General features: G+C 67.8%; 17 protein-coding genes and 1 pseudogene. 7 read left to right on the forward strand and 11 right to left on the reverse strand.

The features are described 5' to 3' along the window. Positions 1 to 58 precede the first annotated feature (58 nt). Positions 59 to 1,294 (reverse strand): RNA polymerase sigma factor, encoded by a 1,236-nt coding sequence (locus GPA04_RS13755; RefSeq protein ID WP_156224759.1) that lies wholly within the window; start codon positions 1,292 to 1,294, stop codon positions 59 to 61. Continuing rightward, positions 1,291 to 1,602 carry a YciI family protein gene (locus GPA04_RS13760; RefSeq protein ID WP_436277914.1) on the reverse strand — a complete coding sequence of 104 codons (312 nt, stop codon included), beginning with the start codon at positions 1,600 to 1,602 and terminating at the stop codon, positions 1,291 to 1,293. The genes GPA04_RS13755 and GPA04_RS13760 overlap by 4 nt, the downstream gene beginning before the upstream one ends. 195 nt (positions 1,603 to 1,797) lie before the next feature. Between GPA04_RS13760 and GPA04_RS21440 the strand changes: the two genes are divergently transcribed. Next, a complete protein-coding gene (locus GPA04_RS21440) occupies positions 1,798 to 1,932 on the forward strand; it encodes a hypothetical protein (RefSeq protein ID WP_277754308.1) in 135 nt (44 codons plus the stop codon). Positions 1,933 to 1,935: 3 nt separating this feature from the next. On the opposite strand, the gene GPA04_RS13765 is transcribed toward GPA04_RS21440, so the two are convergent. The 5 genes from GPA04_RS13765 to GPA04_RS13785 all read right to left on the reverse strand — a co-directional run bounded on the left by GPA04_RS13765 (position 1,936) and on the right by GPA04_RS13785 (position 7,324). Continuing rightward, a complete protein-coding gene (locus GPA04_RS13765) occupies positions 1,936 to 3,201 on the reverse strand; it encodes a family 1 glycosylhydrolase (RefSeq protein WP_156224761.1) in 1,266 nt (421 codons plus the stop codon). Between the two features lie 21 nt (positions 3,202 to 3,222). Continuing rightward, the gene (locus GPA04_RS13770; RefSeq protein ID WP_156224762.1) at positions 3,223 to 4,065 is read right to left on the reverse strand and encodes a carbohydrate ABC transporter permease; all 843 of its coding nucleotides are present in this window, start codon (positions 4,063 to 4,065) and stop codon (positions 3,223 to 3,225) included. Next, entirely contained in the window at positions 4,065 to 4,973 is a 909-nt protein-coding gene (locus GPA04_RS13775; RefSeq protein ID WP_241680798.1) for a carbohydrate ABC transporter permease, read from the reverse strand. The genes GPA04_RS13770 and GPA04_RS13775 overlap by 1 nt, the downstream gene beginning before the upstream one ends. After that, positions 4,970 to 6,217 (reverse strand): ABC transporter substrate-binding protein, encoded by a 1,248-nt coding sequence (locus GPA04_RS13780; protein WP_156224763.1) that lies wholly within the window; start codon positions 6,215 to 6,217, stop codon positions 4,970 to 4,972. The genes GPA04_RS13775 and GPA04_RS13780 overlap by 4 nt, the downstream gene beginning before the upstream one ends. 90 nt (positions 6,218 to 6,307) lie before the next feature. Continuing rightward, entirely contained in the window at positions 6,308 to 7,324 is a 1,017-nt protein-coding gene (locus tag GPA04_RS13785) for a LacI family DNA-binding transcriptional regulator (RefSeq protein WP_241680799.1), read from the reverse strand. Between the two features lie 271 nt (positions 7,325 to 7,595). On the opposite strand from GPA04_RS13785, the gene GPA04_RS13790 reads away from it, so the two are divergent. Then, entirely contained in the window at positions 7,596 to 8,969 is a 1,374-nt protein-coding gene (locus GPA04_RS13790) for a hypothetical protein (RefSeq protein WP_156224764.1), read from the forward strand. Here GPA04_RS13790 and GPA04_RS13795 read toward each other — a convergent pair. From GPA04_RS13795 to GPA04_RS13805, 3 genes are read right to left on the reverse strand one after another with little or no spacing between them, the layout of a single operon-like run. Next, complete coding sequence (locus GPA04_RS13795; RefSeq protein WP_156224765.1) at positions 8,936 to 9,478, reverse strand: hypothetical protein; 543 nt, start codon at positions 9,476 to 9,478, stop codon at positions 8,936 to 8,938. The two genes, GPA04_RS13790 and GPA04_RS13795, sit on opposite strands and share 34 nt — an antisense overlap. Then, positions 9,475 to 10,044, reverse strand: coding sequence for a hypothetical protein (locus GPA04_RS13800; RefSeq protein ID WP_156224766.1), 570 nt, complete (start codon positions 10,042 to 10,044; stop codon positions 9,475 to 9,477). The genes GPA04_RS13795 and GPA04_RS13800 overlap by 4 nt, the downstream gene beginning before the upstream one ends. Continuing rightward, on the reverse strand, positions 10,041 to 10,628 hold the full coding sequence (locus GPA04_RS13805; RefSeq protein WP_156224767.1) for a hypothetical protein: 588 nt from the start codon (positions 10,626 to 10,628) through the stop codon (positions 10,041 to 10,043). The genes GPA04_RS13800 and GPA04_RS13805 overlap by 4 nt, the downstream gene beginning before the upstream one ends. A 339-nt stretch (positions 10,629 to 10,967) precedes the next feature. On the opposite strand from GPA04_RS13805, the gene GPA04_RS21230 reads away from it, so the two are divergent. Further along, positions 10,968 to 11,342, forward strand: coding sequence for a hypothetical protein (locus GPA04_RS21230; protein WP_156224768.1), 375 nt, complete (start codon positions 10,968 to 10,970; stop codon positions 11,340 to 11,342). Positions 11,343 to 12,112: 770 nt separating this feature from the next. On the opposite strand, the gene GPA04_RS13815 is transcribed toward GPA04_RS21230, so the two are convergent. Beyond that, complete coding sequence (locus tag GPA04_RS13815) at positions 12,113 to 13,825, reverse strand: AIPR family protein (protein WP_156224769.1); 1,713 nt, start codon at positions 13,823 to 13,825, stop codon at positions 12,113 to 12,115. A 300-nt stretch (positions 13,826 to 14,125) separates the two neighbouring features. Here GPA04_RS13815 and GPA04_RS13820 point away from each other — a divergent pair, with 300 nt between their 5' ends. From GPA04_RS13820 to GPA04_RS13830, 4 genes and pseudogenes are all read left to right on the forward strand, one after another. Next, positions 14,126 to 17,044: a helicase-related protein gene (locus GPA04_RS13820; protein ID WP_156224770.1), complete on the forward strand. Its 2,919-nt coding sequence runs from the start codon at positions 14,126 to 14,128 to the stop codon at positions 17,042 to 17,044. Beyond that, a complete protein-coding gene (locus tag GPA04_RS13825; protein WP_156224771.1) occupies positions 17,044 to 21,768 on the forward strand; it encodes a class I SAM-dependent DNA methyltransferase in 4,725 nt (1,574 codons plus the stop codon). The genes GPA04_RS13820 and GPA04_RS13825 overlap by 1 nt, the downstream gene beginning before the upstream one ends. Before the next feature lies 1 nt (position 21,769). After that, positions 21,770 to 21,853: pseudogene (locus GPA04_RS21530) on the forward strand (DUF2510 domain-containing protein); the annotation flags it as partial. A gap of 24 nt (positions 21,854 to 21,877) precedes the next feature. Continuing rightward, positions 21,878 to 22,219 (forward strand): hypothetical protein, encoded by a 342-nt coding sequence (locus GPA04_RS13830; protein ID WP_241680800.1) that lies wholly within the window; start codon positions 21,878 to 21,880, stop codon positions 22,217 to 22,219. Positions 22,220 to 22,221: the final 2 nt, after the last annotated feature.

A 22,221-nucleotide genomic window follows, 5' to 3' on the forward strand; every position in this document is an offset into this window, starting at 1 on the left:
GCCGTGATCGGGAGCGGGCGAGTCATCGGCATGCGCCCGCGTTTCCGAGCTGTCCGGCTCACCGGGGTGGCGCCAACCGGTCCCGGCGGCGGCTGAGGTAGGCGGTCTCGGCGGCGTTGCCGCCGAGGGCGATCGCGGCGTCGTAGGCGGCACGGGACTCGGCGCTGCGACCGAGCCTGCGCAGCAGGTCGGCGCGGGTGGCGTGGAAGGCGCGGTAGCCGGTCAGGGCGTCGGCGAGGCGGTCGACGGCGGCGAGCGCCACGTCAGGTCCGTCGACCTCCGCCACCGCGACCGCCCGGTTGAGCGCCACCACCGGTGAGGGGTCCAGCCGCACCAGCTGGTCGTAGAGCGCGACGACCTGCGACCAGTCGGCGTCGCGCACGTCGCGGGCGTCGGTGTGCACGGCGTTGATCGCGGCGAGGAGCTGGTACCGCCCCGGCGGCCGCCCGGAGGCGAGCCGCTCCCGGACCAGCCGATGGCCTTCGGCGATCAGGTCGGCGTGCCACGCGCCGCGGTCCTGCTCGGCGAGGCTGACCAGCTCGCCGTCGGCCGACACACGCGCCGGCCGCCTGGCCTCGGTGAGCAGCATCAGCGCGAGCAACCCGGCGACCTCGCCGTCGTCGGGCAGCAGCTCGCGCAGCAGCCGGGTGAGGCGGATCGCCTCGGCGGTCAGGTCCGGGCGGAGCGGGTCGGCGTCCGGGCCCGAGGCGAGGTAACCCTCGTTGAGCACGAGGTAGAGAACGGCCAGGACGCCGTCGACCCGCTGAGGCAGGTCCTGCGCCGTCGGCACCCGATAGGGGATGTGAGCGGCCGCGATCTTGGCTTTGGCGCGCGTGATGCGGCGCGCCATCGCGACCTCCTGGACGAGGAAGGCGCGGGCGATCTCGGCGACCGTGAGGCCGCCGACCATGCGCAGGGTGAGCGCGACGCGCGCCTCCATCGCGAGCGCCGGGTGGGCGCAGACGAAGATCAGACGCAACCGGTCGTCGTCGACCGGCCCGAGGGGTTCGGGTGGGGAGTCGTCATGCACCACGAGCGCCTCCTGGTGCTTGCCGTCGCGCTTGCGCTCGCGCCGGAGCCGGTCGATGGCCTTCCGGGAGGCGGTGGTGGTGAGCCAGCCGCCCGGGTTGGGTGGGACGCCGTCGGTGGGCCATGTCTCGACGGCGGTCGCGAACGCCTCGGCCGCGGCGTCCTCGGCCAGGTCGAGGTCGCCGAACCGGCGCGTGAGCGATCCGACCACCCGGGCCCACTCCTGCTGGTGGGCCCGGGTGAGCGCCTCGGCGGCGCTGGTCACCGGATGGGCCGCACCTCGAGCTTGCGGTTGCACGCGCGTGAGCCTTCGGCGGCGAGCTGAAGGACCGCGTCGAGGTCGGGGGCTTCCATGATCCAGAAGCCGATCACGAACTCCTTGGTCTCCAGGAACGGGCCGTCGGTGAGCACCGGCGACTCGCCGCGGTTGTCGATCACGGTGGAGGCCTCCGGCGCGGCGAGCCCGCCGGCGAAGACCCAGCTGCCCTGGGCCTGCAGCTTGTCGTTGAAGGCGTCGATCGCCGCCATCTCGTCGGAGTCGGCGAGGGCGTCGCTGTCATGGATCACAGACACGAGGTACTGCATCGCTGCTCATCTCCTGGGGTCGTGGCCGCCCCTGGTGGGCTGCTCATCTCCTCCACGAACAGGTGTACCCGGATCGGACAGGTCAGGGCGAGGAATCTGCGCCGCTCTCGCATGCGGGGGCAGGGTGGCTCGCGTACGCTGCGGAGATGAGAGGCGTCTGCCTCCCATCACCGGGAGGTCATCATGACGGATAAGTCCCCGCGCAAGACTGGTCAGAAGACCGTCGCCGCGAAGTCCCTCAAGGAGAAGCGCGCGGACAAGAAGTCCAAGTCCGACGCGAAGAACAACGCGAACTCGATCGATCTCAGCAAGCGCTGACCTTCACGCTCCCGGCGACCCGCCGTCCGACCATCGACGGGCGTGCTCGGCGAACCGCTCGGCGACGGGATTCTTGATCCGCTGCAGGATCCCTGCACCGTCACGGCGCAGGTCCCACAGGCCCATCGGCAGCTGGTAGTCGTCGAGGCTGCCGCGGCCGTCGCGGTAGGGCCACTCGTACATGTCGAACAGCGACCACCACGTGTACCCGAGCACGGGGACGCCGCGGTCCCGAAGCTCCTCGACGCACGCCACCGAGGCGTCGAGCCACGCGATGCGCTCGGCGTGGGTGCCGGTCCAGCACGTCTCGGTGAGGAACACGGGGCGCTCGTAGCGCTGGGCGAAGGACGTGAGGACATCCTCCAGGCCCTCCGTCCAGGCGCTGGTGCGGGGCCGCGGATCGCGAGGGCCGCCGTCGTGGGGGTCCTCGGCCGCCACGAGCTCGGTCGACAGCGCCGGGTAGTAGTTCACGCCCATCACGTCCGGATGGGCAGGCCGGGCGAGGAAGGACTCGACGTCGGCGTCGGTGAACCCGTGCTGCTGCAGGTAGCCGAGCAGCGGGTGACCCTCACCGACCCGGCCGGTGACCAGGTCCTGGATCAGGTACGCCCGCTCACGCAGGAAGCCCAGGCGCTCCTCGTCGGTGCCGTCGGGTGACGGCGCGAACCGGAACGACGCCTCGACGTGCACGAAGCTCGCCTCGCTGGACTCCGCCGCGATCGCGTGCTGCGACCTGACGATGCCCTGGCCGAGAGCTCGCACGAGCTGGACGAGCCCGTCATTCCCGCGCAGGTACGGCGGCCAGTACCCGGACTCGCCGCAGTAGATCGCGTTGAGCATCGGCTCGTTCAGGGGGGTGAAGACGTCGAACACACCGCGGTACCGCGCGGCGACCTGAGCCGCGTACTCGGCCACGCGGTTCGGGTAGTCCTGGTGGACGAACTCGTTCTCCAGCCAGGTGGGCGTCCCGTAGTGCATGAGGTCGACGATGCAGGTCAGGCCCAGCTCCTGGAACCGTGCGGCCACCCGGTCGAGCCAGCTCCAGTCCCACTGACCAGGCGCCGGGTTCACCCGGTACCAGGGCACGCCCCACCGGACCATGCTCGCCCCGGCCTCGACCGCCAGGGCGAGGTCGGAGTGCCAGAAGTGGTAGTGCTGGGTCATCTCGTACTCGTCCAGGCCCCGCTCGCCGAACGGCGTCTGGGGGATGAACGTGTCCTCGATGCCGACGGCGAAGCGCAGCCTCGTGTCGTCGTCGTACCAGGGCATGGTGGTCCTCTCGATGTGTGGCTACTTGAGCCCGGTCGTGGCGATGCCTTCGATGAACCTGCGTTGCACGACGAAGAACAGGGCGAGCATCGGCAGCAGGGCCAGCACCGACCCCGCCATCAGCAGCCCGTAGTCGCTGACGTGCTCACCCTTGAAGAGGGCGAGCCCGGCCGGCAGCGTCCGCATGTCCGTCTGGGTGGTGACCACGAGCGGCCACAGCAGGTCGTTCCAGTTGTTGAGCAGGTTGAACAGCCCGACCGTGAGCAGCGCAGGCCATGCCAGCGGCAGCATCACCCGGCCGTAGATCCGCAGCTCTGACGCGCCGTCGACACGACCGGCGTCCTCCAGGTCGCGCGGCAGCGCAAGGAAGAACTGCCGCATGAAGAAGATGCCGAACGCGTCTGCGGCGCGCGGGACGATCAGGCCTTGGTAGGTGTTGACCCAACCCAGGTCCACCAGCACCCCGTAGAGCGGCACGAGCGTCACCTGTGGCGGCAGCATCAGCATCGCGATCACGGCCACCAGCACCACGGTGCGGCCGCGGAAGGCGAACCGTGCCAGCGCGTAGCCGGCCATCGAGTCCAGCGTCACCGAGATCACCGCGACCGAGCCGGCGAACAGTGCCGTGTTGCCGAGCTGCCGGCCGAACGGGATCTGCTCCCAGATCGCCCGGTAGTTGTCCCACGTCCAGATGCCGGGGACCAGCGACGTGGGGTTCGCGATCAGGTCGCCGCGCGGCCGCAGCGAGGCACTGAGCATCCAGACGAACGGCAGCAGCGCGACCGCCACCGCAACCGCGAGGAGAGCGGCCAGCAGCACGGCGGCGACGAGCCGGCGCCCCGAAAGCGCACGCAACCGGTGCATCAGTACCTCACCTCGCGGCGTCGGAAGTAGGCGAGCTGAAGGAGGCTGATCAGCATGACGATCGCGACGAGCACCCAGGAGATCGCGGTGGCCGACCCCATGTCGTAGTCCTCGAAGCCGCGGCTGTAGATGAGCATGACGAGGGTCTCGGACCGGAAGAACGGCCCGCCGCCGGTCATGACGTACATCTGGTCGAAGGCCTGGAAGCTGAAGATGGCGGCGATGACGGTGACGAACATCGTGGTGTTCGACAGCAGCGGCAGCGTGATCGTGTGGAAGCGGCGCCAGGCCCCCGCGCCGTCGACGACCGCTGCTTCGCGGATCTCCTTCGGGATCGACTGGAGCCCCGCGATGAACATCACCATGAAGAAGCCGACGTTGCGCCAGACCCCCACGAACATGACGGCCGGCAACGCGAACCTCGGGTCCCGGAGCCCGTTCCCGGTGTCGAGTCCGAGCGCCTCGAGCCACGAGATGACGGCGCCCACCTGGGCGTCCAGCAGGAACGACCAGGCGATCGCGGTGATCGACAGCGACGCGACGAACGGCAGGAACATGGCCGAGCGCACCACCCCGCGCAGCGGGACGGCACGGTTCAGCGCCACCGCGAGGGCCAGCGCGAGCGCCACCGAGACCGGGGTGGTGACGAGCGCGTAGACGATCGTGTTCTGCAGGGCGCCGAGGAAGCGGTCGTCGTCGAGCAGGTCCCGGTAGTTCTGCAGCCCCACCCAGTCGCCGCCGCCGATCAGCCGGGCGTCGGTCAACGAGGTCGCAGCCGCGTTCAGCATCGGCCAGATGACGAACAGCAGCAGCACCACGCCGGCCGGTGCGAGGAACATCCAGGCGGTCCGTGCCCGACGCCGTTCGACGGCGCCGGGCCGCACCCGGGTGCTGGTCGCCGCGGTCAAGGCGCGAGCAGCTCGTCGATCTGGTCGGACGCGGGCGGCATCAGCTCGGCGGCGGTCCCCTCGCCCGCGGTGATGCGCTGGATGGTCGGGACCACCACGTCCGAGTCGATCTGCGCCGCGGCCATCAGACCGCCGAGGTAGAAGCGCGAGCCGGTCTCGGCCGCGAACGCCTGGGCGGTCGGGTTCTCGGCGAGGGTCGCCGGGTCGACGTCGGACCGGTTCGGCGGGTAGCCGGTGTTGAGCGCCCAGTAGGTCTGGGACTCGGGCGAGTTCCAGAACGCCATGAACGCGTAGGCGCCCGCCCGCTCGTCGTCGTCGGCGTCCGCGTTGAGGTGCACGTTCGTGCTGATCGCCACAGCGCTCTGGGTGGCGGAGCCGGCGGGCACCGGTGCGATGCCGTAGTCCAGCCCGGCCTCCGTGAAGCCGGCCGAGACCCACGGGCCGTTGATCAGCATCGCGGCGTCGCCGGCACCGAACAGGGTGTCGGCGTCGACGCCGTTCAACCCCACCGGTGAGATCCCGCCGTCGATCATGAGATCGCTCCATCGGGTGACGGCGGCGATCGACTCCTCGCTGCCGAAGACCGACTGGGTGCGGTCCTCGCTGACGACACCACCGCCGTCGGCCCACAGGAGCTGGGCCCAGACGCTGGGAGCCTCGCGGTCGGGGATCGCGATGCCGTAGACGCCGGCCGCGGGGTCGGTGATCGCGACGGCGGCGTCGGCCATCTCGTCCATCGTGGTCGGGGGGCCTTCGACTCCGGCCGCCGCGAACAGCTCCTTGTTCCAGTAGAGCATCGTGGGCGTGGCCCCGAACGGGATGCCCCACTGCTGGTCCTCGTACGTGGTGGCTGTCAGGCTGGCCTCCGGCAGCAGGGCGGCGTCGACGTCACCCTCGTAGAAGTCGTCGACCGGCTGGAACACACCCATGTCGACGTAGGACGGCACGAGAGAGGCGTCGAGCGCGACGATCGTGGGGCCCTGCCCAGCCTGGTAGGCGGGGAGCAGGGTGTCGCTGAGCACGTCGTTCGGCTGGATCGTCATCTCGACGACGACGTCCTCCTGCGAGTCGTTGAACTGCTCGACCAGCGCTTCGACCGCCGGGCGGTCGGACGCGGTGTAGGAGTTCCAGAAGGTGATGGTCAGCGGCCCGTCGCCGCCGCCGGCGTCGGTGTCCGATCCGCAGGCGGCCAGCGCCAGCGCCGCTGCGAGTCCCCCGACGACGATGCTGTTCCTGGTGCGCATGGGTCTCTCCTTCGAGTCGCGCTTCCGATTTACTACGTAGTAGTGCGACGTAGTAGATCGGACCTGCGCACCGCTGTCAAGGGCCTGCTGCTACCAGCCGGTGGACTCGCGGACCACAAGCCGATACCCGGCCGATGTCGCTCGCGCAGGCACGCGTCCGGCGAGCCGGTCGGCGAGCATCGTGACGGCGGCGTCCGCCATGCCCTTGCTTCCCGGGGCGACCGAGCTGAGTGACGGGGTGGCGTAGGAGGCCGCTTCGATGTCGTCGAAGCCGATGAGGGCGACGTCGTCGGGGATGCGCCTGCCCGAGGCCAGCACCGTGCGCATGGCGCCGAGGGCGAGCGCGTCGTTGAAGCAGAAGATCGCGTCGACGCCGTCGGCGAGCGTGAGCAGCTGTGCGGCTGCGTCCGCCCCCTCTCGGCGGTGCCAGAGGGTGGTCGGGGCGATCCGGCGTCGGTCGAGCTCGAGGCCGGCGTCGAGCAGCGCCGCGCTGTAGCCCTGCAGCCGGGCGACGGCGCTCCCCTCCAGCTCCTGAGGGTGCGCACCGATGGCGGCGATCGCGGTGCGCCCGCCGGCGATGAGGTGCTGGGTGGCTGCGTAGGAGCCCTCGTAGTGAGCCATCGCGACGCTGTCGACGGCGTCGCCGAGGCTGTTCTCGTTCAGCAGCACCACGGGGAACTCGTCGGCGAGCAGTGCGGCGTCGGGCTCCGCGAGCGTGGTGGGCGCCATGATCAGTCCGTCCAGGCCGCTACGGAAGCCGGTGAGCACCTCGAGCTCGCGCTCGCGCAGACCGCCGGTCTGCTCGATGAGCACCCGCCATCCGTGCTTCTTGGCCGCGTCGATCACGGCGTCGGCGAGCTCAGCGAAGTACTCCGCCTGCAGATAGGGCAAAGCACACCCGATCACGCCGTGCCGACCGGTGCGCAGGGTCCGGGCGCTCGTGTTCATCCGGTAGCCGAGCTCCTCGACGGCGGCCATCACCCGCTCCCGTGTCGAGCTCCGGACGTAGGCGTAGTCGTTGAGCACGTTCGACACGGTCTTCTGCGACACCCCCGCGAGGCGCGCGACATCGTGCATCGTCGGCCTCGCCGACCCCGCCGTCGTCATCGTCGCCTCCCCATCGGGGTCAGCGTAGGCGTGGGTAGGAGCGCGTGGTCTCAGCGCCCCGTCGATCGTGACCGGAGCGCACTCGATTCCGCTGGCTACTGGTCGACCGGCTGCCGATAGCCAGGTCAGCCGGCGGTCGGCGCCTCCCGTGATCCGCAGCCTCACCCGCTGGGCGCATCGGCTGGGGTTGCACGGCCATACTGAGCGACATGCCCAGGGCGAGCATCGTGCGGACCCCGCTCCGCCGTCGGACCTCGAACAGGTGCCGGGCATGCGCACCCTGACCGAGCTCTGGACCCTCGCCCGCGACACCGCCGCCCTCTGGTGGTGCACCTATCCGCGCCTGCTGCTGTGGTTCTGCGTCGGGTTCGGCGTGCATCACCTCGGGCAGCAGGCGTCCGCTGTCGTCGGCAGTGCCCACCAGCTCCTCGCCACGATGCTGTTCGTGCTCGGCGTCCTCGGCTGGCTGGCCTGCCTGGTGATGATGCTCCACTCGGTCAAGCAGGCCCCGTGGACCCCGCAGCATCTCGAACCCGGCGCGGCCCTCGACCACGTGCCGCACCCGCTCGTCACCCGCGAGCGCGGCATGGACGTCCTCGCCCTGGCGCTCGGTCCGTTCCTCGCCGTCTACTCCGTGTGGGGGCTGGTGGAGGACGAGGTGTCCGACCTCTTCTTCGCCAACATCAGCCGCGAGGGTCTCACCGAGCCCGACAGCTGGTCGATCAGCTTCGCCCCCGAACGCCTCGGCTTCTACGCCGCCCTCACCGTGGGCGCCTGGCTCACCGGCAAGCTGATCACCCTGCTCCGCGCCCGGGTGCGCGCTCGCGACGGCGTCCAGCTCGGGCTGCGCATCGTCTCGATCGTCGCCGACGGCACCGCCGTGTTCGGTCTGTTCGTCGCGCTCGGCATCGGCGCCGGCCAGGTCCGTGACTGGTGGCAGGGGCGGATGGTCTCGGTGTGGATCGGGCAGGCGTGGCGTGGCGTGCTCGACCGGCTCCCCGACTGGCAGCTCTGGTTCGGCGAGAGCCTGCCCGATGCCCTGCGCGGCGCCGTCACCTGGTTCTGGACCACGCTGCTGCCCGCGACGTCCGAGCGCGTGCTGCTGCCGCTGATGTGGCTCGCGCTGGCCGCCACTGTGTTCGGCTGGCGAGAGCTCCGCGGCCGCGACGTTCTGGCCGGGACCCGCCTGGAGGCTGCCGCCGGTCGTCTCGACTCCGTGACGGGGCGCACCGGCGTGCAGGCGGGCGCCGTGCCCACGCTGATCGCGCTCGCGACCGACGACCTCCGCCACAAGTACCTGCCGGTCGCCAACGCACTGCGCCTCGTCTGGCGCGCCGGCCCGCGGTTCGTGGGCGTCTACCTGGTGCTCGCCACCGTGCTGTGGGCGGGTGAGGTGTGGGCGTCCGAGGGGCTGGTGCGGCTGGCCGGTCCGCAGCCCGACGACGTCACGTTCGCGCTCGAGCCGTTCTTCGCCCTCGTGCTCGGCGCGGTGTTCCTCACCGCGTCGGTGGCGCTGTACGCGGCGGCCTTCGACCGCGCGGTCGTCAAGGTCGCGGGCGTGCGGCAAGGGTCCGGCCGGGCGCTCGACGACGGCCCGACGGCGGAGCCGCCTCAGCCCGTCAACCGCACCATCCCGCCCTCGTAGCCGAGCTGCAGGTCCACGTACAGGTCCTCCACGGCGTCGGCCGGCATCACGAAGACGAACCCGACGGCGAGCGGCTCGCCCGGGCGGATCGGCTCCTCGCTGGTGCCGTGGCAGGAGTGGGCCGCCGGTCCGGCCACGGTGTAGCCGAGGCTGTCCGGGCGCCAGGATCGGCCGGCCTCGTCGTACGCGGTCGCGTCGCAGTAGTGGCTGGCGGGATCGACGTCGCTGCCGACGATCTCGGTGGTGATGACGACCTGGACGAGCAGCGCACCCGGGGGCGCCTCGACCGGAGCTTGGTCGTCTTCCATCGCCGGTAGCTGCGGGACGGCGTCGATGCTGTCGAGCCGGAACGTGGAGCCGTCCACCTCGGCGGTCTCGCCGAGGCCTATGGTTGCGTCGGGTACCGGGTTGCGGGCGGACCAGTGCAGCGCGGCCTGCCATCCGGCCACCGCGAGCGCGAACAGCACCGCGGCGGCGAGCGCGAGCCGGAACCGCCGGACCGCCGTCATCGCGTCGCCTCCGTGCTGGGAGATGGCAGCATCACTGGCTCGAGCAGCAACGGGGTGTCGTCGGTGAGGCCCAGGTCGACCCGCACCGTGACGTCATAGGTGAGGAAGAGCGGGGTGGGTGGCTCCACCAGCAGCCGTGCGCCGTCGAGGCGGTCGGCCGGCACCTGGAAGACGTAGGTGCCGGTCGCGGTGAAGCCGGGTTCGATGGACGGCGGATGGCCGCGGCTGAACTCCGGTCGCGGACCGTAGCGGTGCCCGGTCGTGGTGAGGAGCCAGACGTCACCGCTGAACGAGACGTCGTCGGTGCGGGCGTCGGCAGTGAGGTCGACGACGACGAACCGGGCTGCCGTGGTGAGCGGTTCGGAGTACTCGTCGCGCAGCACCGCCTGAGTGACCCGCACGTCGAGGACATGTGCGTCGAAGTCGGTGGAGCTTCCGGCCTCACCGACCGCGACGTCGGCGTAGCTGACGGGCACCGACACCTCGCGGTCCGCGGTGATGATCGTGAGCGCCGCGACCCCGGCGAGGCAGCACACGAGCGCCGACCATCCGCGCCAGCGGCTCACGGCTCGACCCGGTTGTCGGTGACGGGGACGCTGACGACGGCGGCGACGTCGCCCAGTCCCCACTCCCACCCGAACAGCGGACCCTCGTCGTAGGTCTCGTCCCGGACCACCACGGCAACGGTGTCCGGAACCGCGGCGACGGCCTCCTGCTCGCCGTCCTCGCCGGGCGCGGGCCAGGGGTGGTCGAGCACGTAGGTGCGGGCGACATCGGGGTCGAGCTGGTTGGCCCACACGTCGCCAGCCTCGAACCCCGCGCTGGGGGCCGGGCCGCCCGGGACCACGACGCTCACGAGCCCGGTGGGGAGCGCGAACTGGGACTCCTCGCCGGTGAGGGTGACGGTCAGGTGCACGCGCAGTGCGGTGTCGGTGGGCGAGCCAGCAGCCGTGGTGTTGACCAGCTCGACCTCGCGCACGGTGACGTGCCACCGGGCGAGGCTGATCTGCTCGCCCGGCTCTGCGGCTGGCCCGGCGTCACCGCGGGCCTCTCGGAACCCGCCGGCGAGTGCGACCACGGCGGCCAGGAGCGCGGCGGCGGCCAGCGGCAGCAGCCAGCGCGTCAGCACTTCCCGGCGCCGCGTACGCATGAGGTCACGGTAGCTCTCGGCTTCCACCACCCGGGTGGATGGTCACCGCTGATCGATCAGGACGACGTCAAGGCAGTTGCGACACGTCTGCGCAGCGGTTGAACTGGTCGACCGGGTCATCGACGCTGCCGGTCGGGGACTCAGCACCTCGCGTTAGAGGGGGCCTCGGCCCTCCGAGCAGGAGGTGGACAATGATGGGGGGTAAGGGCCGTGCTACCCACGCCCCCAAGTTCCCATTTGAGCAACAACGTCCGGCGGCGCTTTGCCGACCTGGTCACTTGTCCAGGCGAAGGCAAGGATCTGGCAGCCGACTGTTGTGACGCTCGCGGGCGACGGCAGATGGCTGAGCTTCCCAATGCGCCTCAAGTCGCCGGCTGCCGCACCAGCACAGCGGCCGCAGCGCGGGCCGGTCCGGCATCCGAACCGACGTACGAGGCGAACGACTCGACGGCCGTAACCACCCCTTCCATCACCGCCCCTACGATCTTCAGCAGGCCCCAGCCACGCCAAACGCACCTGCTCGTCCTCGAGCAGCCGCGCCGCACCTCGCAGGGCATCCGACAGCATTCCCACCTGCGCGTACAACTGGATCGCCAGGAGCACCGAGAGGTCAAGCTTCCCGAACGTGAGCCCGCCCTCGAAGAGGTCCACGCGACACTGACCAGAGACCCGCACATCACCCGCCACCGGGTCGAACACCGGCCGCACCTTTGACACGGCGATCGCGACCGCTCGCAACTGCCGACCCGCCGACGCCACGTACATGGTCGGACGCTACCCACACGAGGCAACCAATGGGCAAGGTTCACTCTAAATCGGCCCGGCGGACTTTCGCAGACCCAGACCATCAACGGAGCCCGCCGCCTTTCACTGCTCAGTAGCCGGGCAGCGGGCAGGCCCGCCGCCTAGGCGACTCAACACGACCGTCACCCTGGCCGAGCGAAAGACAGCAGAAGCAGGATCTTGGCGCGGCACCACAGCGCTCGGATCTCGTCCGTATTCGCGTGCATTTTCAGGATGCGTTCATCGTCGGTTCGATCCATATCACGCTCCATCTCTAGTTGAACGCGAGCTTCATCGACAGAAGTTCAACTCAACGGTTGGCGCTCAAGTGACCAGCGCGATCATCCGAGCCGAAGTGATCGCAACTACGCCGCGGTAGCACTTCAACCTCACGACTTCGCAGATGCGTCCCCACTCTTCCGGGACCACGAACTGATATTTAGGCGATCACGGAAAGGGACAAGTCGGGTGTCCAATTAATGGCTCAGCTGGAGCGTTATGTCTCTTGGACGCTTAGTCGGCGATAGAGAGCCTGCCGCAGGGCGGGCGCGCCGCCAGACTGGTCCGCGTCGCTTGGGACGTCCGACAAGGAGCCGGAACAACCGAATCACGAGCTCCGAAGTAAAAGGAGAAGCAAGAGCAAAGAGTTCATTTCTCGTCCGATTCGCTACTGCTGCCACATCACTACACTGGCGCGACCCCTACGGCGATGTCGTTGCGTAGTGGCGCAGGACTTGCTCCGTAAAGGGGAGCGTCCGGATGCGGTCTCGCGACAGGTCTCCCTGTGCGAGCACGTCGATAGTCTGGGCTGCTGCCCGGAAGACACCTTCTGCCTTGGGCGCGTTCCAGTACAGGTCAATGAGCCGAGAGGCCCACCGATCAGCTTCCGACCCATTCAGCATTTTTGGGACCTTAGGCTCAGCTATCAGGCGACTAGCCAGCAGTAGATGGTACTTGGCCGGAGTGAAGCGGCGGTCCAGCGCTCCGTTGCGGAACAAGAATTCCAACCTGTAGAGCGCTGAGGCAGCGGCCATGTACACAGCGGGCCGATGGTTCGGATTCAGGATGTCTTGGGGAATGCGCTCGAGCAATTGACGGTAATTCCTCGTTGCCCGATGCGGGTCGTCTAGGATGACGGAAGCAAACGCTCGCACCAAGTTGTTGAAGGGAACGACACGCGTCCGCTCTACCGGCGCGTTTGCGTGTTGCTTTGACCTCCGCTCGAGAAACAGTCGCCGGTCCGTGGGTGTGCTATCAAAGAAGAGCTCGAGCTGCTTCAGGTAGTCACTGGTCGCGAAGAACTGCTCTTCCTTGACTTCGGTCTGCCGGTTGGTAGCGCGGATGATAGCAACGATTACATCCTCGTCGTCTGTACTGATAAGGCGTAGCGGAACGAGCACCGTCGGATCGAGGGCGTCCCGGTTCGTCCAGAGCACATTGCACGTCTGGCAGCCGTTGACCACCTGAAAGTCTTGAATTACAAATCTAGTGCCTACTTGGCGTACCGATTTTGCAATGATCGTGACACCATTGTTCAATAATGGGAACTGACCGCGACTATCGCTTCCAAGGGTCTTAGCAATCTCGGCGTTGACTGCGTTGGACTCGCCCTGGAAATCGCGAACGTTTTCGTAGAACGCTGTAGACATCAGGTTGCCGTCCTCGTCTCCAAGAACGGTCAAGAGGTCGGCTGCGGGGATATACCCGAGGTGGGCTTCTGCTACTCCCTGTATGTCAGGTAAGGCAATTCTATTCTGGAATGTGAACTCCTTCTCAACCCCGGTTCGCAAACTTTGGTACCGGCGCTGCATCTCCCTAGCTCCGAGAGGAGTGAACTGGACGGCTGAAAACAGGTTGAGCTCATCGATATCACTCCGCGCGGCCGCAACGCGAACCGACAGATCATTATCGTCGGTCCATCTGCCCGAAGTTACATAGTAGACAGAACAGGTCGGGTTCCCATTTCTGAAGAGGCGGGCATTCGAGAGGATCTGACGAGAGACTTCCGAAGCATTCTTAACAATGTCATTTTGTGCGAGGCTTGGAACTTCGGCGAAGAAGTCCTTGACGCCAAAAGCGATCTGTCCGATCTTAGCTGTGGAGAACGAGGTTGCTGTCTCCGTCTGAATGAATATGTATGTCACATCAAGGGTAGATCCGGAAGCCGACAGAGCTTCTACATCATCGATGTCGGAGACTAGCTCTCCGTTCACAACTATTCCGACCGCATCGAGTCCTGTGTCACCGCCCGATCCGCACATCACGTTTGTGTAGTCGACCGCTGCGTCGATGTGGGGGCTGAGAAGAACGAAGGCGGCGAATCGCTCGTAATCGGTAGGTTCGCCCTGCGAAGGCATGTTGGCTTCGTTCAAATACTCATCAACAAGCGCCTTGGTGATCTGGTCCAGTGCCATGATGCGTCCCTCCGAAGTTCGGCCTGGCACCTACTCCAGGACCTCTCAACCCTAGTCGCTTGCGAGGGGCGTAAGCTCCTACGCCTGCGTCCGGCGCGGCAGAGATCTCATCGAATCTTGCGCCGACACCCGGCAACCTTGACCTCCGAGACTCGCCGGTTCCTCATCCGAAGTCTCGATCGTTTTCCGCGGCGCGCTGGCCGGAGGATCTCCGTGTATGAGCTTGCAGGTCCGTCAGCTGCGAGAGAATCCGCGGCCGCCGCTACGCTCCAATCGAGGCAACGGACCAAGGGGTGAGAGTTGACAGTCGACGGCAACCTCCGCGATAGGGCCGAGCCCGCACGCAGGAGCACCACCTTCAACGCCGCCCCCGGATCCACGGTCGTGATCCGAGACGAGGAGTGGCTCGTCACAGGCGCCGACCGAACCACCGACGGCTGGTTCGTCCACGTCTACGGCCTGACCGGCATCACGAAGGACACCACCGCCACTTTCTCCACCGCGATCGACACGGTCGTCGAGTCAGACCCGCGCCTCACCAAGGTCCAAGCCGATGACTCTCCCGGTTTCCGTCGAAGCCGTATCTGGCTCGAGGCGATGCTCCGCAAGACGCCGGTCCCGATCGACCAGCGAGAGCTCACGGTCGCCCACCGCGCCCTCGCCGACCCACTCGAATACCAGCTCAAGGCCGTCCGCCAGGCCCTGGACCCCGCCAACCTGCGCCCGCGGATCCTCCTAGCGGACGCCGTCGGGCTCGGCAAGACCCTCGAGATCGGCATGATCCTCGCGGAGCTGGTTCGTCGTGGCCGCGGTGACCGCATCCTCGTCGTCACGCCCCGGCACGTCTTGGAGCAGATGCAGTTCGAGCTCTGGACCCGGTTCGCCCTCCCGTTCGTCCGCCTGGACTCGAACGGCATCCAGCGCATCCGTCAGCTGCTCCCGGCGACCCGCAACCCGTTCACCTACTTCAAGCGCGTCATCATCTCCATCGACACCCTGAAGTCGGACACCTACATCAACCACCTGCGCCGTCACCGCTGGGACGCCGTCGTCATCGACGAGTCCCACAACGTCACCAACAGCGCCACCCTCAACAACCGGCTCGCCACCCTGCTCTCCCGGCAGACCGACGCCCTCATCCTCGCCTCCGCCACCCCGCACAACGGCCGCGCCGAGTCCTTCGCCGAGCTCATCCGCATGCTCGAGCCGAGCGCTGTGACGCCCCAGGGCGACCTCATCGAGAGCGAGGTCAAGCGGCTCGTCATCCGCCGGCACCGGCACTCCCCGGATGTCGCCAGCGTCGTTGGTTCGGACTGGGCCGAACGCCTTCCCCCGGACCTCCGCATCGTCGACCCGTCCCCCGGCGAGGACGCCATCGCCGAGGAGCTCGAGCACACCTGGCTGTGGCCGACCGGCAGCGGCCCGTACTCCGGCTCGGGCAGCACCCTCTTCGCCTGGACCCTCGCCAAGGCGTTCCTCTCCTCACCCGCGGCTCTCCTCGCCACGGTCACCGACCGACAGTCACGCATATCCGCCAACGACACCCAGGCCGCCGCTCGCGAGCGCGCCGCCCTCGACACCCTCAAGGACCTCGCACAGCAAGCCCTCGAGCAGCCCTCCGCCAAGTACCAGGAGCTCCTCAAGCACCTCCGCGAGATCGGCGTCGGCAACAACGGCGACACCCGCGCCGTCGTGTTCGCCGAGCGCATCGCCACCCTCACCTGGCTCCAGGGAAACCTCCAGCGCGACCTCGGCCTCGCCGACGGTCAGGTCAAGCTGATGCACGGCGGCCTCTCCGACGTCGAGCAGCAGGACACCGTCGAGGACTTCAAGCTCGCCTCCTCTCGCGCGCGCGTCCTCGTGACCGGCGACGTCGCATCCGAGGGTGTCAACCTCCATACCCAGTGCCATCACCTCATCCACTTCGACATCCCGTGGAGCCTCATCCGCATCGAGCAGCGCAACGGTCGTATCGACCGGTACGGGCAACGAAAGCAACCCCGCCTCACCACGCTGCTGCTCTCGCCCAGCACCGAACGCTTTGGCGGCGACATCCGCGTGCTGACCCGCCTCGTCGAGCGCGAGCACGAGGCGCACACCGCGCTCGGCGACACCGCCTCGCTCATGGGCACCTACGACGTCAAGGCCGAGGAGGATGCGATCCGCGACGTCATCCGCGGCGCCCGCTCCTTCGAGGAGACCGTCCGCACCGTCGACGAGGTCGTCGACGCCGACGGCGTCGACGGCTTCCTCGCCCGCCTTCTCAGCCTCGGGATGGACGACGACGACGCAGTTCCCCACCCGAGTCCCTCGCCGCAGAGCGTGGCCGGGTCGGGCCTGTTCGACGGCGAGGTCGCCTTCCTGGACTCGGCCCTGCACCAGGCCTTCAAGACACCAGGTCTCCCCCCGGAGAACGGCGTGGAGTGGAAGACCGAGCCCACCCACGCCATCGCGACCCTCACCCCGCCTCCCGATCTGCGGCAGCGGCTGCAGGTGCTCCCGCAGTCGTACCTGCGGGACCGACAAGTGACCGACCGGCTGCGTCTGGCCACCACGGTCGAACGGGGCAAGACCGTGCTCGCCCAAGCAGTCGCCGCCGAGTCCACCTCCGCGTGGCCAGAGGCCCACTACCTCGCACCCCTCCACCCGGTCCTCGACTGGGCCGCTGACCGTGCCCTGGCCGAGTTAGGCCGCGGCCACGTGTTCGCCGTCCGCGGGGACGTCGACGCCCCGACAGTGCTGCTGCAAGCCACACTCACCAACGCCCGCGGCCAGGTGGTTGCGGCCTCCTATCTGCACGCCACCTTCCTCTCGGGTAACCCGACCGCCCGACCTCTGGTGACCCCGTTCGCCTCGGCGAGCGACGCCGTCGGGGCGCTAGACCTCCTCGACACCAACACCGGGTCGGTCCCGCGCCTCGACCACCTGAACGAGTTCATTTCTCCCGCCGTCGACGCTGCCGCGGTTCAGGTGGGAGACCAGATCGAAGCCATCGGACACGAGACGAAAAGGCGTGTCGATGCCTGGATCGCCCGATCCGAGCAGTGGACGCGCGCGGCCGAAGCCCTGATCCAGCGGGAGGCGATCAAGCAGCGGACGCGGGATGTCTCCGAGGAGACCGAGATCGCGCAGGCGATGCGGCCTGAGCGCACCTTGCTGCGCCCGCTGCTCGTGGTGGTGCCGGACGAACCCGGGTGGACCACGGGAGGGGCAGCCTGATGGCGGCGAGCGACGCGATCGTCGTCGGCGAGAGCTGGATCAGCGAGCACTTCATGACCACCGACTCCCGCAAGGAGTCGTTCCGCGCCAAGGTGCTCGAGCGTCGCAAGGTGTGGGACGAGGCTCGCGCCGAGGGGCACGACAGCACCCGCCAGCGCTACCTCGACGCCCGCCGCGATCTGCTGTCCGCACTGAGCACCCTCACCGAAGACGGCGAACAGGCCGAGCTCCCGGCCCTCTACGAGAGACTGCGAGAGGTCCTCGGCTACACGCGTATCGGATTGAGCCAAGAGCGCCACGGCCCGGTCGTCGCTCTGTCGACCGCCGGGCTCACCGGCGCCGCACCGCTGGTCATCGTCGAGGCCGTCGCGGTCTCCGAGGTGGACGACCTGCTGGCTAAGGACGCAGCCACGCTGCTGACCCCCTACGACGTCGATGAGAAGACCCGGATCGTCTCGGTCGCACGGCTGCTCTCGCACCTGTTCGTCGACGACGACGCACCCGCCTTCGCGCTCGTCCTCGCCGGCGGCGTCGCGCTCGTTGCGGAGCGAACCCGCTGGCCCGAGGGCCGCTACCTGGCCGTCGACATGCAGCTGGTCGCCGAGCGCGCGGACGACACCAGGGGTGGTGAGACCGACACCGCGCTCACCTGCCTGGATGCTGCCTCGCTCGCACCCGACGCCGAGGGCGCCATCTGGTGGACCGGCACACTCGAGGAGTCGATCAAGCACACCGTCGGGGTCTCGAAGGACCTGCGCGAGGGCGTGCGGCTGTCGATCGAGATCATCGCGAACGAGGTGGTGCTGCGTCGCAGGGCGCAGGGGCTGGCGCCGCTGCCGCAGAGTGAGGCGCAGCCGCTGGCGAAGCAGTCGCTGCGGTTCCTGTACCGGATCCTGTTCCTGCTGTATGCGGAGGCGTCCCCGGAGCTGGGGGTGCTGCCCTCGGGTGTCCCGGCGTACGAGGCCGGCTACAGCCTGGACCGGCTGCGTGACCTGGTCCAGGTCGAGCTCGCCTCACCGCGCAAGCAGAGCGGCACTCACCTGTACGCCTCGCTCGCCGCGTTGTTCCGTCTGGTCGATGAAGGGCACGACGGCGGCGCTCACGAGGGCGATGACGGCACCATCGGGGACGGGCTCACCTTCCGCGCGCTGCGCGCCGACCTGTTCGAGCACAGGGCTACGGCTCACATCGACGAGGTCGGCCTCGGCAACGCAGCGCTCCAGCAGGTGCTGCAGCACCTGCTGCTGAGCAAGGCGTCGCGCGGCAAGGACCGGGGCTTCATCTCCTACGCCGAGCTCGGCATCAACCAGCTGGGTGCGGTGTACGAGGGCCTCATGAGCTACACCGGCTTCTTCGCGGAGGACGACCTGTACGAGGTCGCCAAGGGTGGCGACTCGGAGAAAGGTTCGTGGGTGGTCCCCACCCACCGGGCGGACTCGATCGACGAGAAGGACTTCGTCCGCACCGAGGACCCCGTGACGGGTGAGCCGAAGCGTGTGCTGCACAGGCGCGGCACGTTCGTGTTCCGGCTCTCCGGTCGGGAGCGGCAGCAGTCGGCGTCGTACTACACGCCGGAGGTGCTGACCCGGTTCACGGTGGGACAGGCGCTCGAGGAGCTGCTGGACCAGGACGACACCACGACCCCCGCCCGCGACATCCTCGACCTCACCGTCTGCGAGCCGGCACTCGGGTCCGGAGCGTTCGCGATCGAAGCGGTGCGTCAGCTTGCGGAGCAATACCTACGGCGGCGGCAGGAGGAGCTAGGTCAACGGATCGACCCCGACGACTACCCACGCGAACTGCAGAAGGTCAAGGCCTACCTCGCCCTGCACAACGTGTACGGCGTCGACCTCAACGCGACTGCGGTGGAACTGGCAGAGATCTCGCTTTGGCTCGACACCATGGGCGAAGGACTGAAGGCACCCTGGTTCGGCCTGCACCTCAAACGCGGCAACTCCCTCATCGGATGCCGCCGCACGACGTTCCGGCGCGATCAGGTCGCCGACAAGTCCTGGCTCAAGGCCATCCCGACCGACCAGCCGCTCGACGGCGAGTCCTTCTCCGGCATCCACCACTTCCTGCTGCCAGCCCGGGGCTGGGGGTCCTCTGAAGAACTCAACGAGGCGAGAGTGATCGCAGATCTCAACCCTGAGAGCCGAGCTGCCCTCAAGACGTGGCGCAGGAACGTGCAGCAGAGGCCGTCAAAGAAGCAAGTCGAGCAGCTCGCCAGCCTTGCGAACCGCGCCGAGCGCCTCTGGGACTTCGCGCTCCGGCGCCTGACGATTGCCGAGCAGCAGATCCGCCGACCCATCGAAGTCTGGGGCGCCGAAGACCTGCCAGTGGGTGGCACGGTCACCCGTGAGGAGATCGAGGAGTCTCTAGCCGACGCGCGTGGGGCATATCGGCGGCTTCGCACCGTGATGGACGCGTGGAATGCGCTGTGGTTCTGGCCGCTCAACGGTGAGCTGACCACGCAGACGACCGTCTGCGAGGACGGCGAGTCGCAGGTCGAGCGCATCGATCCGCCGACCCTCGAGCAGTGGATCGATGCCGTCCGCGGATTGCTCGGCTGGCAGGGCGATGGCGCCTCGACTGGGTCCGGCAGGAAGTGGCGTGGCGGCGACGAGACTCTTGCATCTGGTGCCGACTGGGCCGAGCTCGGAGTTGCCGAGGAGACCGACCTCGGGTTCGCCGGAGCGTTGAACCCGGAGGCTGTACGCAAGACGCATCCGTGGCTCGATGTGTGCGCAACGGTCGCAGAGCAGCAAGGGTTCTTCCACTGGGAGCTCGACTTCGCCCCTGTCTTCGCGCGCCGCGGCGGATTCGATCTCCAATTGGGTAACCCGCCCTGGGTGCGTCCACGTACTGACCTCAACGCACTGCTCGCTGAGAACGACCCATGGTGGCAACTCACAATCAGGCCGCCGCAGTCAGAGGTCCGCGCGAAACTCGAAAGCGCACTCGCCCGCCCGGCTGGCGCAGCAATCGTAATTGAGGGAATAGCCTCGATGTCTGCGACGATCTCGTTTCTCGGGGCTCGACCAAACTACCCACGCCTTGATGGCCTGCAGCCCGATCTGTACCGCTGCTTCATGGAAGCGACTTGGCGCCACCGTTCGCGCCACGGCGCCATCGGTCTTATCCACCCCGAGTCGCATTTCACCGACGAGAGAGCGCGCCTCCTGCGGGCGTCAGCGTACGAGCGGTTGCGTCGTCACTGGCACTTCGTGAATGAGCTGGTGCTCTTCGAGGTTGATCATCACAACAACTACGGCGTCCACATATACGCGTCGCCCCGGCAGCCCTCCTTCTTGCAGGCAACATCGCTATACCATCCGGAGACAGCCGTTCGGTCGCTGGTTCACGACGGCACTGGCGAAGAACCAGGCTTAAAGGATCCCGCTGGAAACTGGGATGTTCGCCCACACTCTAGACGTATCATGAACGTGGATATCGGTGTCCTCTCGGTGTGGCATAGCGTTCTCGAGACCGCACCGATCCCCGTATCGCAATCGCGGATGGTGTATGCAGTCAACCGGTCGACGTCAATGGTGGTCGAGAAGCTAGCCCGTGCTGGCCGAGTCGGTGACTTCTTCTTCTCAGAGGGGTGGCACGAGAGCCGCGACCGGCGGGCGGGGTACATCGCCACCGAGTGGGGCGCACCAAACTCGTGGATGGACGCGATTGTTCAAGGCCCACACATTCACGTTGCAACGCCCTTCTACAAGCAGCCTAACAAGACCATGTTGCACAACCTGGACTGGTCGGTCACAGACTTTGAGGCACTCGCGCCGACAGCAATACCGATTACCCAGTACAAGCCAGGAGGTGCCCGTTCGCGCTACGACGCGGCATATACGCACTGGAAGCAGTCCGTCGACACGGACGATCCAGCCGACGCCGAAGGTCTGCGTCAAGAGGCAGAGACAGTTTCGGCACGTGACTTCTACCGTATCGCCTGGCGCAATATGGCGGCAAACTCGGGAGAGCGAACCTTCACACCTGCCTTGATCCCTCCCGGAGCAGCGCATATTCATGGCGTAAGCTCGCTCGCACTACCGAGTCAACAGGGAAAGACGGCAGTAATCGCTGGCTTCGCGGCCTCACTTGTGCATGACTTCGCTGTGCGTGTGGCGCCAAAGTCCACGATCTCTGCAACCACCGTGGGACGGCTTCCATACGTGGACGCGGCGCTAAGCGGTGAGGTCGTCCTGCGTGCGCTTCGCCTGAACGCGTTGACTGAGGTCTACGCGCGGCTTTGGACGGACTGCTTCGACGCAGACTTCAGGCGCGACTCTTGGACTTGCGTTCCCGAGCGCTCGGGCTGGGCCGACCTCGGCGACGTCGGCCCCGAGTGGACACCGGACACGCCGCTACGGGTGGCGGAGGACCGCCGGCAAGCGTTACTCGAGATCGACGCGCTGGTCGCGCTGTCGCTCGGCCTCACGGCCGATGAGCTGTGCACGATCTACCGCACCCAGTTTCCGGTCCTCTACGGCTACGACCGCAACACATACTTCTACGACGAGAACGGTCGCCTGGTCCCCAACTCTGTGCTCTCGGTGTGGCGGAAGAAGGGTGACGCGATCACCGAGGAGGAACGCACCGCTGTCCACCCGGGTAGCGGCATCGCCTATACCTACGAGCTCCCCTTCGTCACCCTCGACCGCGAGGCCGACATGCGCAAGGCGTACGCCGTCTTCGAGCAGCGGCTGAAGGGTTGAGATGCTCGCCGCCGCGTGGTACCCGGACCCCATGCACCCAGGACAGTTCCGCTACTGGGACGGCGACAGGTGGACAGAGCATGTCTCGGCTCGTGTGGGACACGTCCCGGTGCGCAAGCCCAAGCGGCATGCGATCCCCGACTGGTACGTCGCGGAGAGCGGCGACGGCATCCAGTACTGGAACGGCGTCGCCTGGGTAGGCGATGTCACCGGACGCCGAGATCGCGAGGAAGCACCGCGCCAACACCTCTCACCGATCGAGGTCAGCAGCATCAAGACGATTGGTGAGATGGAAGCAACGGCCTTCGGACGACGGCCTTGGCGCGCTATCGCGACGGTGGGCGGCTACAGGTACACCGCGTGGGGCGGCACTCGGGCCCAAGCGGAGCGCATCGCCGTCAGGGGCGTCCGGCGCATGGCGAAGACGGACCGCACTAGGACGATCGGATGACT

Origin of the sequence: Pseudactinotalea suaedae (assembly GCF_009733815.1) — a bacterium.
Classification (GTDB): domain Bacteria; phylum Actinomycetota; class Actinomycetes; order Actinomycetales; family Beutenbergiaceae; genus Pseudactinotalea; species Pseudactinotalea suaedae.

Coding starts and splice junctions, on each gene's coding strand:
- GPA04_RS13765 (WP_156224761.1), bottom strand. CDS start 3,201: ATGCCCTGGTACGACGACGACACGAGGCTGCGCTTCGCCGTCGGCATC.
- GPA04_RS13770 (WP_156224762.1), bottom strand. CDS start 4,065: ATGCACCGGTTGCGTGCGCTTTCGGGGCGCCGGCTCGTCGCCGCCGTG.
- GPA04_RS13795 (WP_156224765.1), bottom strand. CDS start 9,478: ATGACGGCGGTCCGGCGGTTCCGGCTCGCGCTCGCCGCCGCGGTGCTG.
- GPA04_RS13785 (WP_241680799.1), bottom strand. CDS start 7,324: ATGACGACGGCGGGGTCGGCGAGGCCGACGATGCACGATGTCGCGCGC.
- GPA04_RS13825 (WP_156224771.1), top strand. CDS start 17,044: ATGGCGGCGAGCGACGCGATCGTCGTCGGCGAGAGCTGGATCAGCGAG.
- GPA04_RS13805 (WP_156224767.1), bottom strand. CDS start 10,628: ATGCGTACGCGGCGCCGGGAAGTGCTGACGCGCTGGCTGCTGCCGCTG.
- GPA04_RS21230 (WP_156224768.1), top strand. CDS start 10,968: ATGGCTGAGCTTCCCAATGCGCCTCAAGTCGCCGGCTGCCGCACCAGC.
- GPA04_RS13780 (WP_156224763.1), bottom strand. CDS start 6,217: ATGCGCACCAGGAACAGCATCGTCGTCGGGGGACTCGCAGCGGCGCTG.
- GPA04_RS13815 (WP_156224769.1), bottom strand. CDS start 13,825: ATGGCACTGGACCAGATCACCAAGGCGCTTGTTGATGAGTATTTGAAC.
- GPA04_RS21440 (WP_277754308.1), top strand. CDS start 1,798: ATGACGGATAAGTCCCCGCGCAAGACTGGTCAGAAGACCGTCGCCGCG.
- GPA04_RS13790 (WP_156224764.1), top strand. CDS start 7,596: ATGCGCACCCTGACCGAGCTCTGGACCCTCGCCCGCGACACCGCCGCC.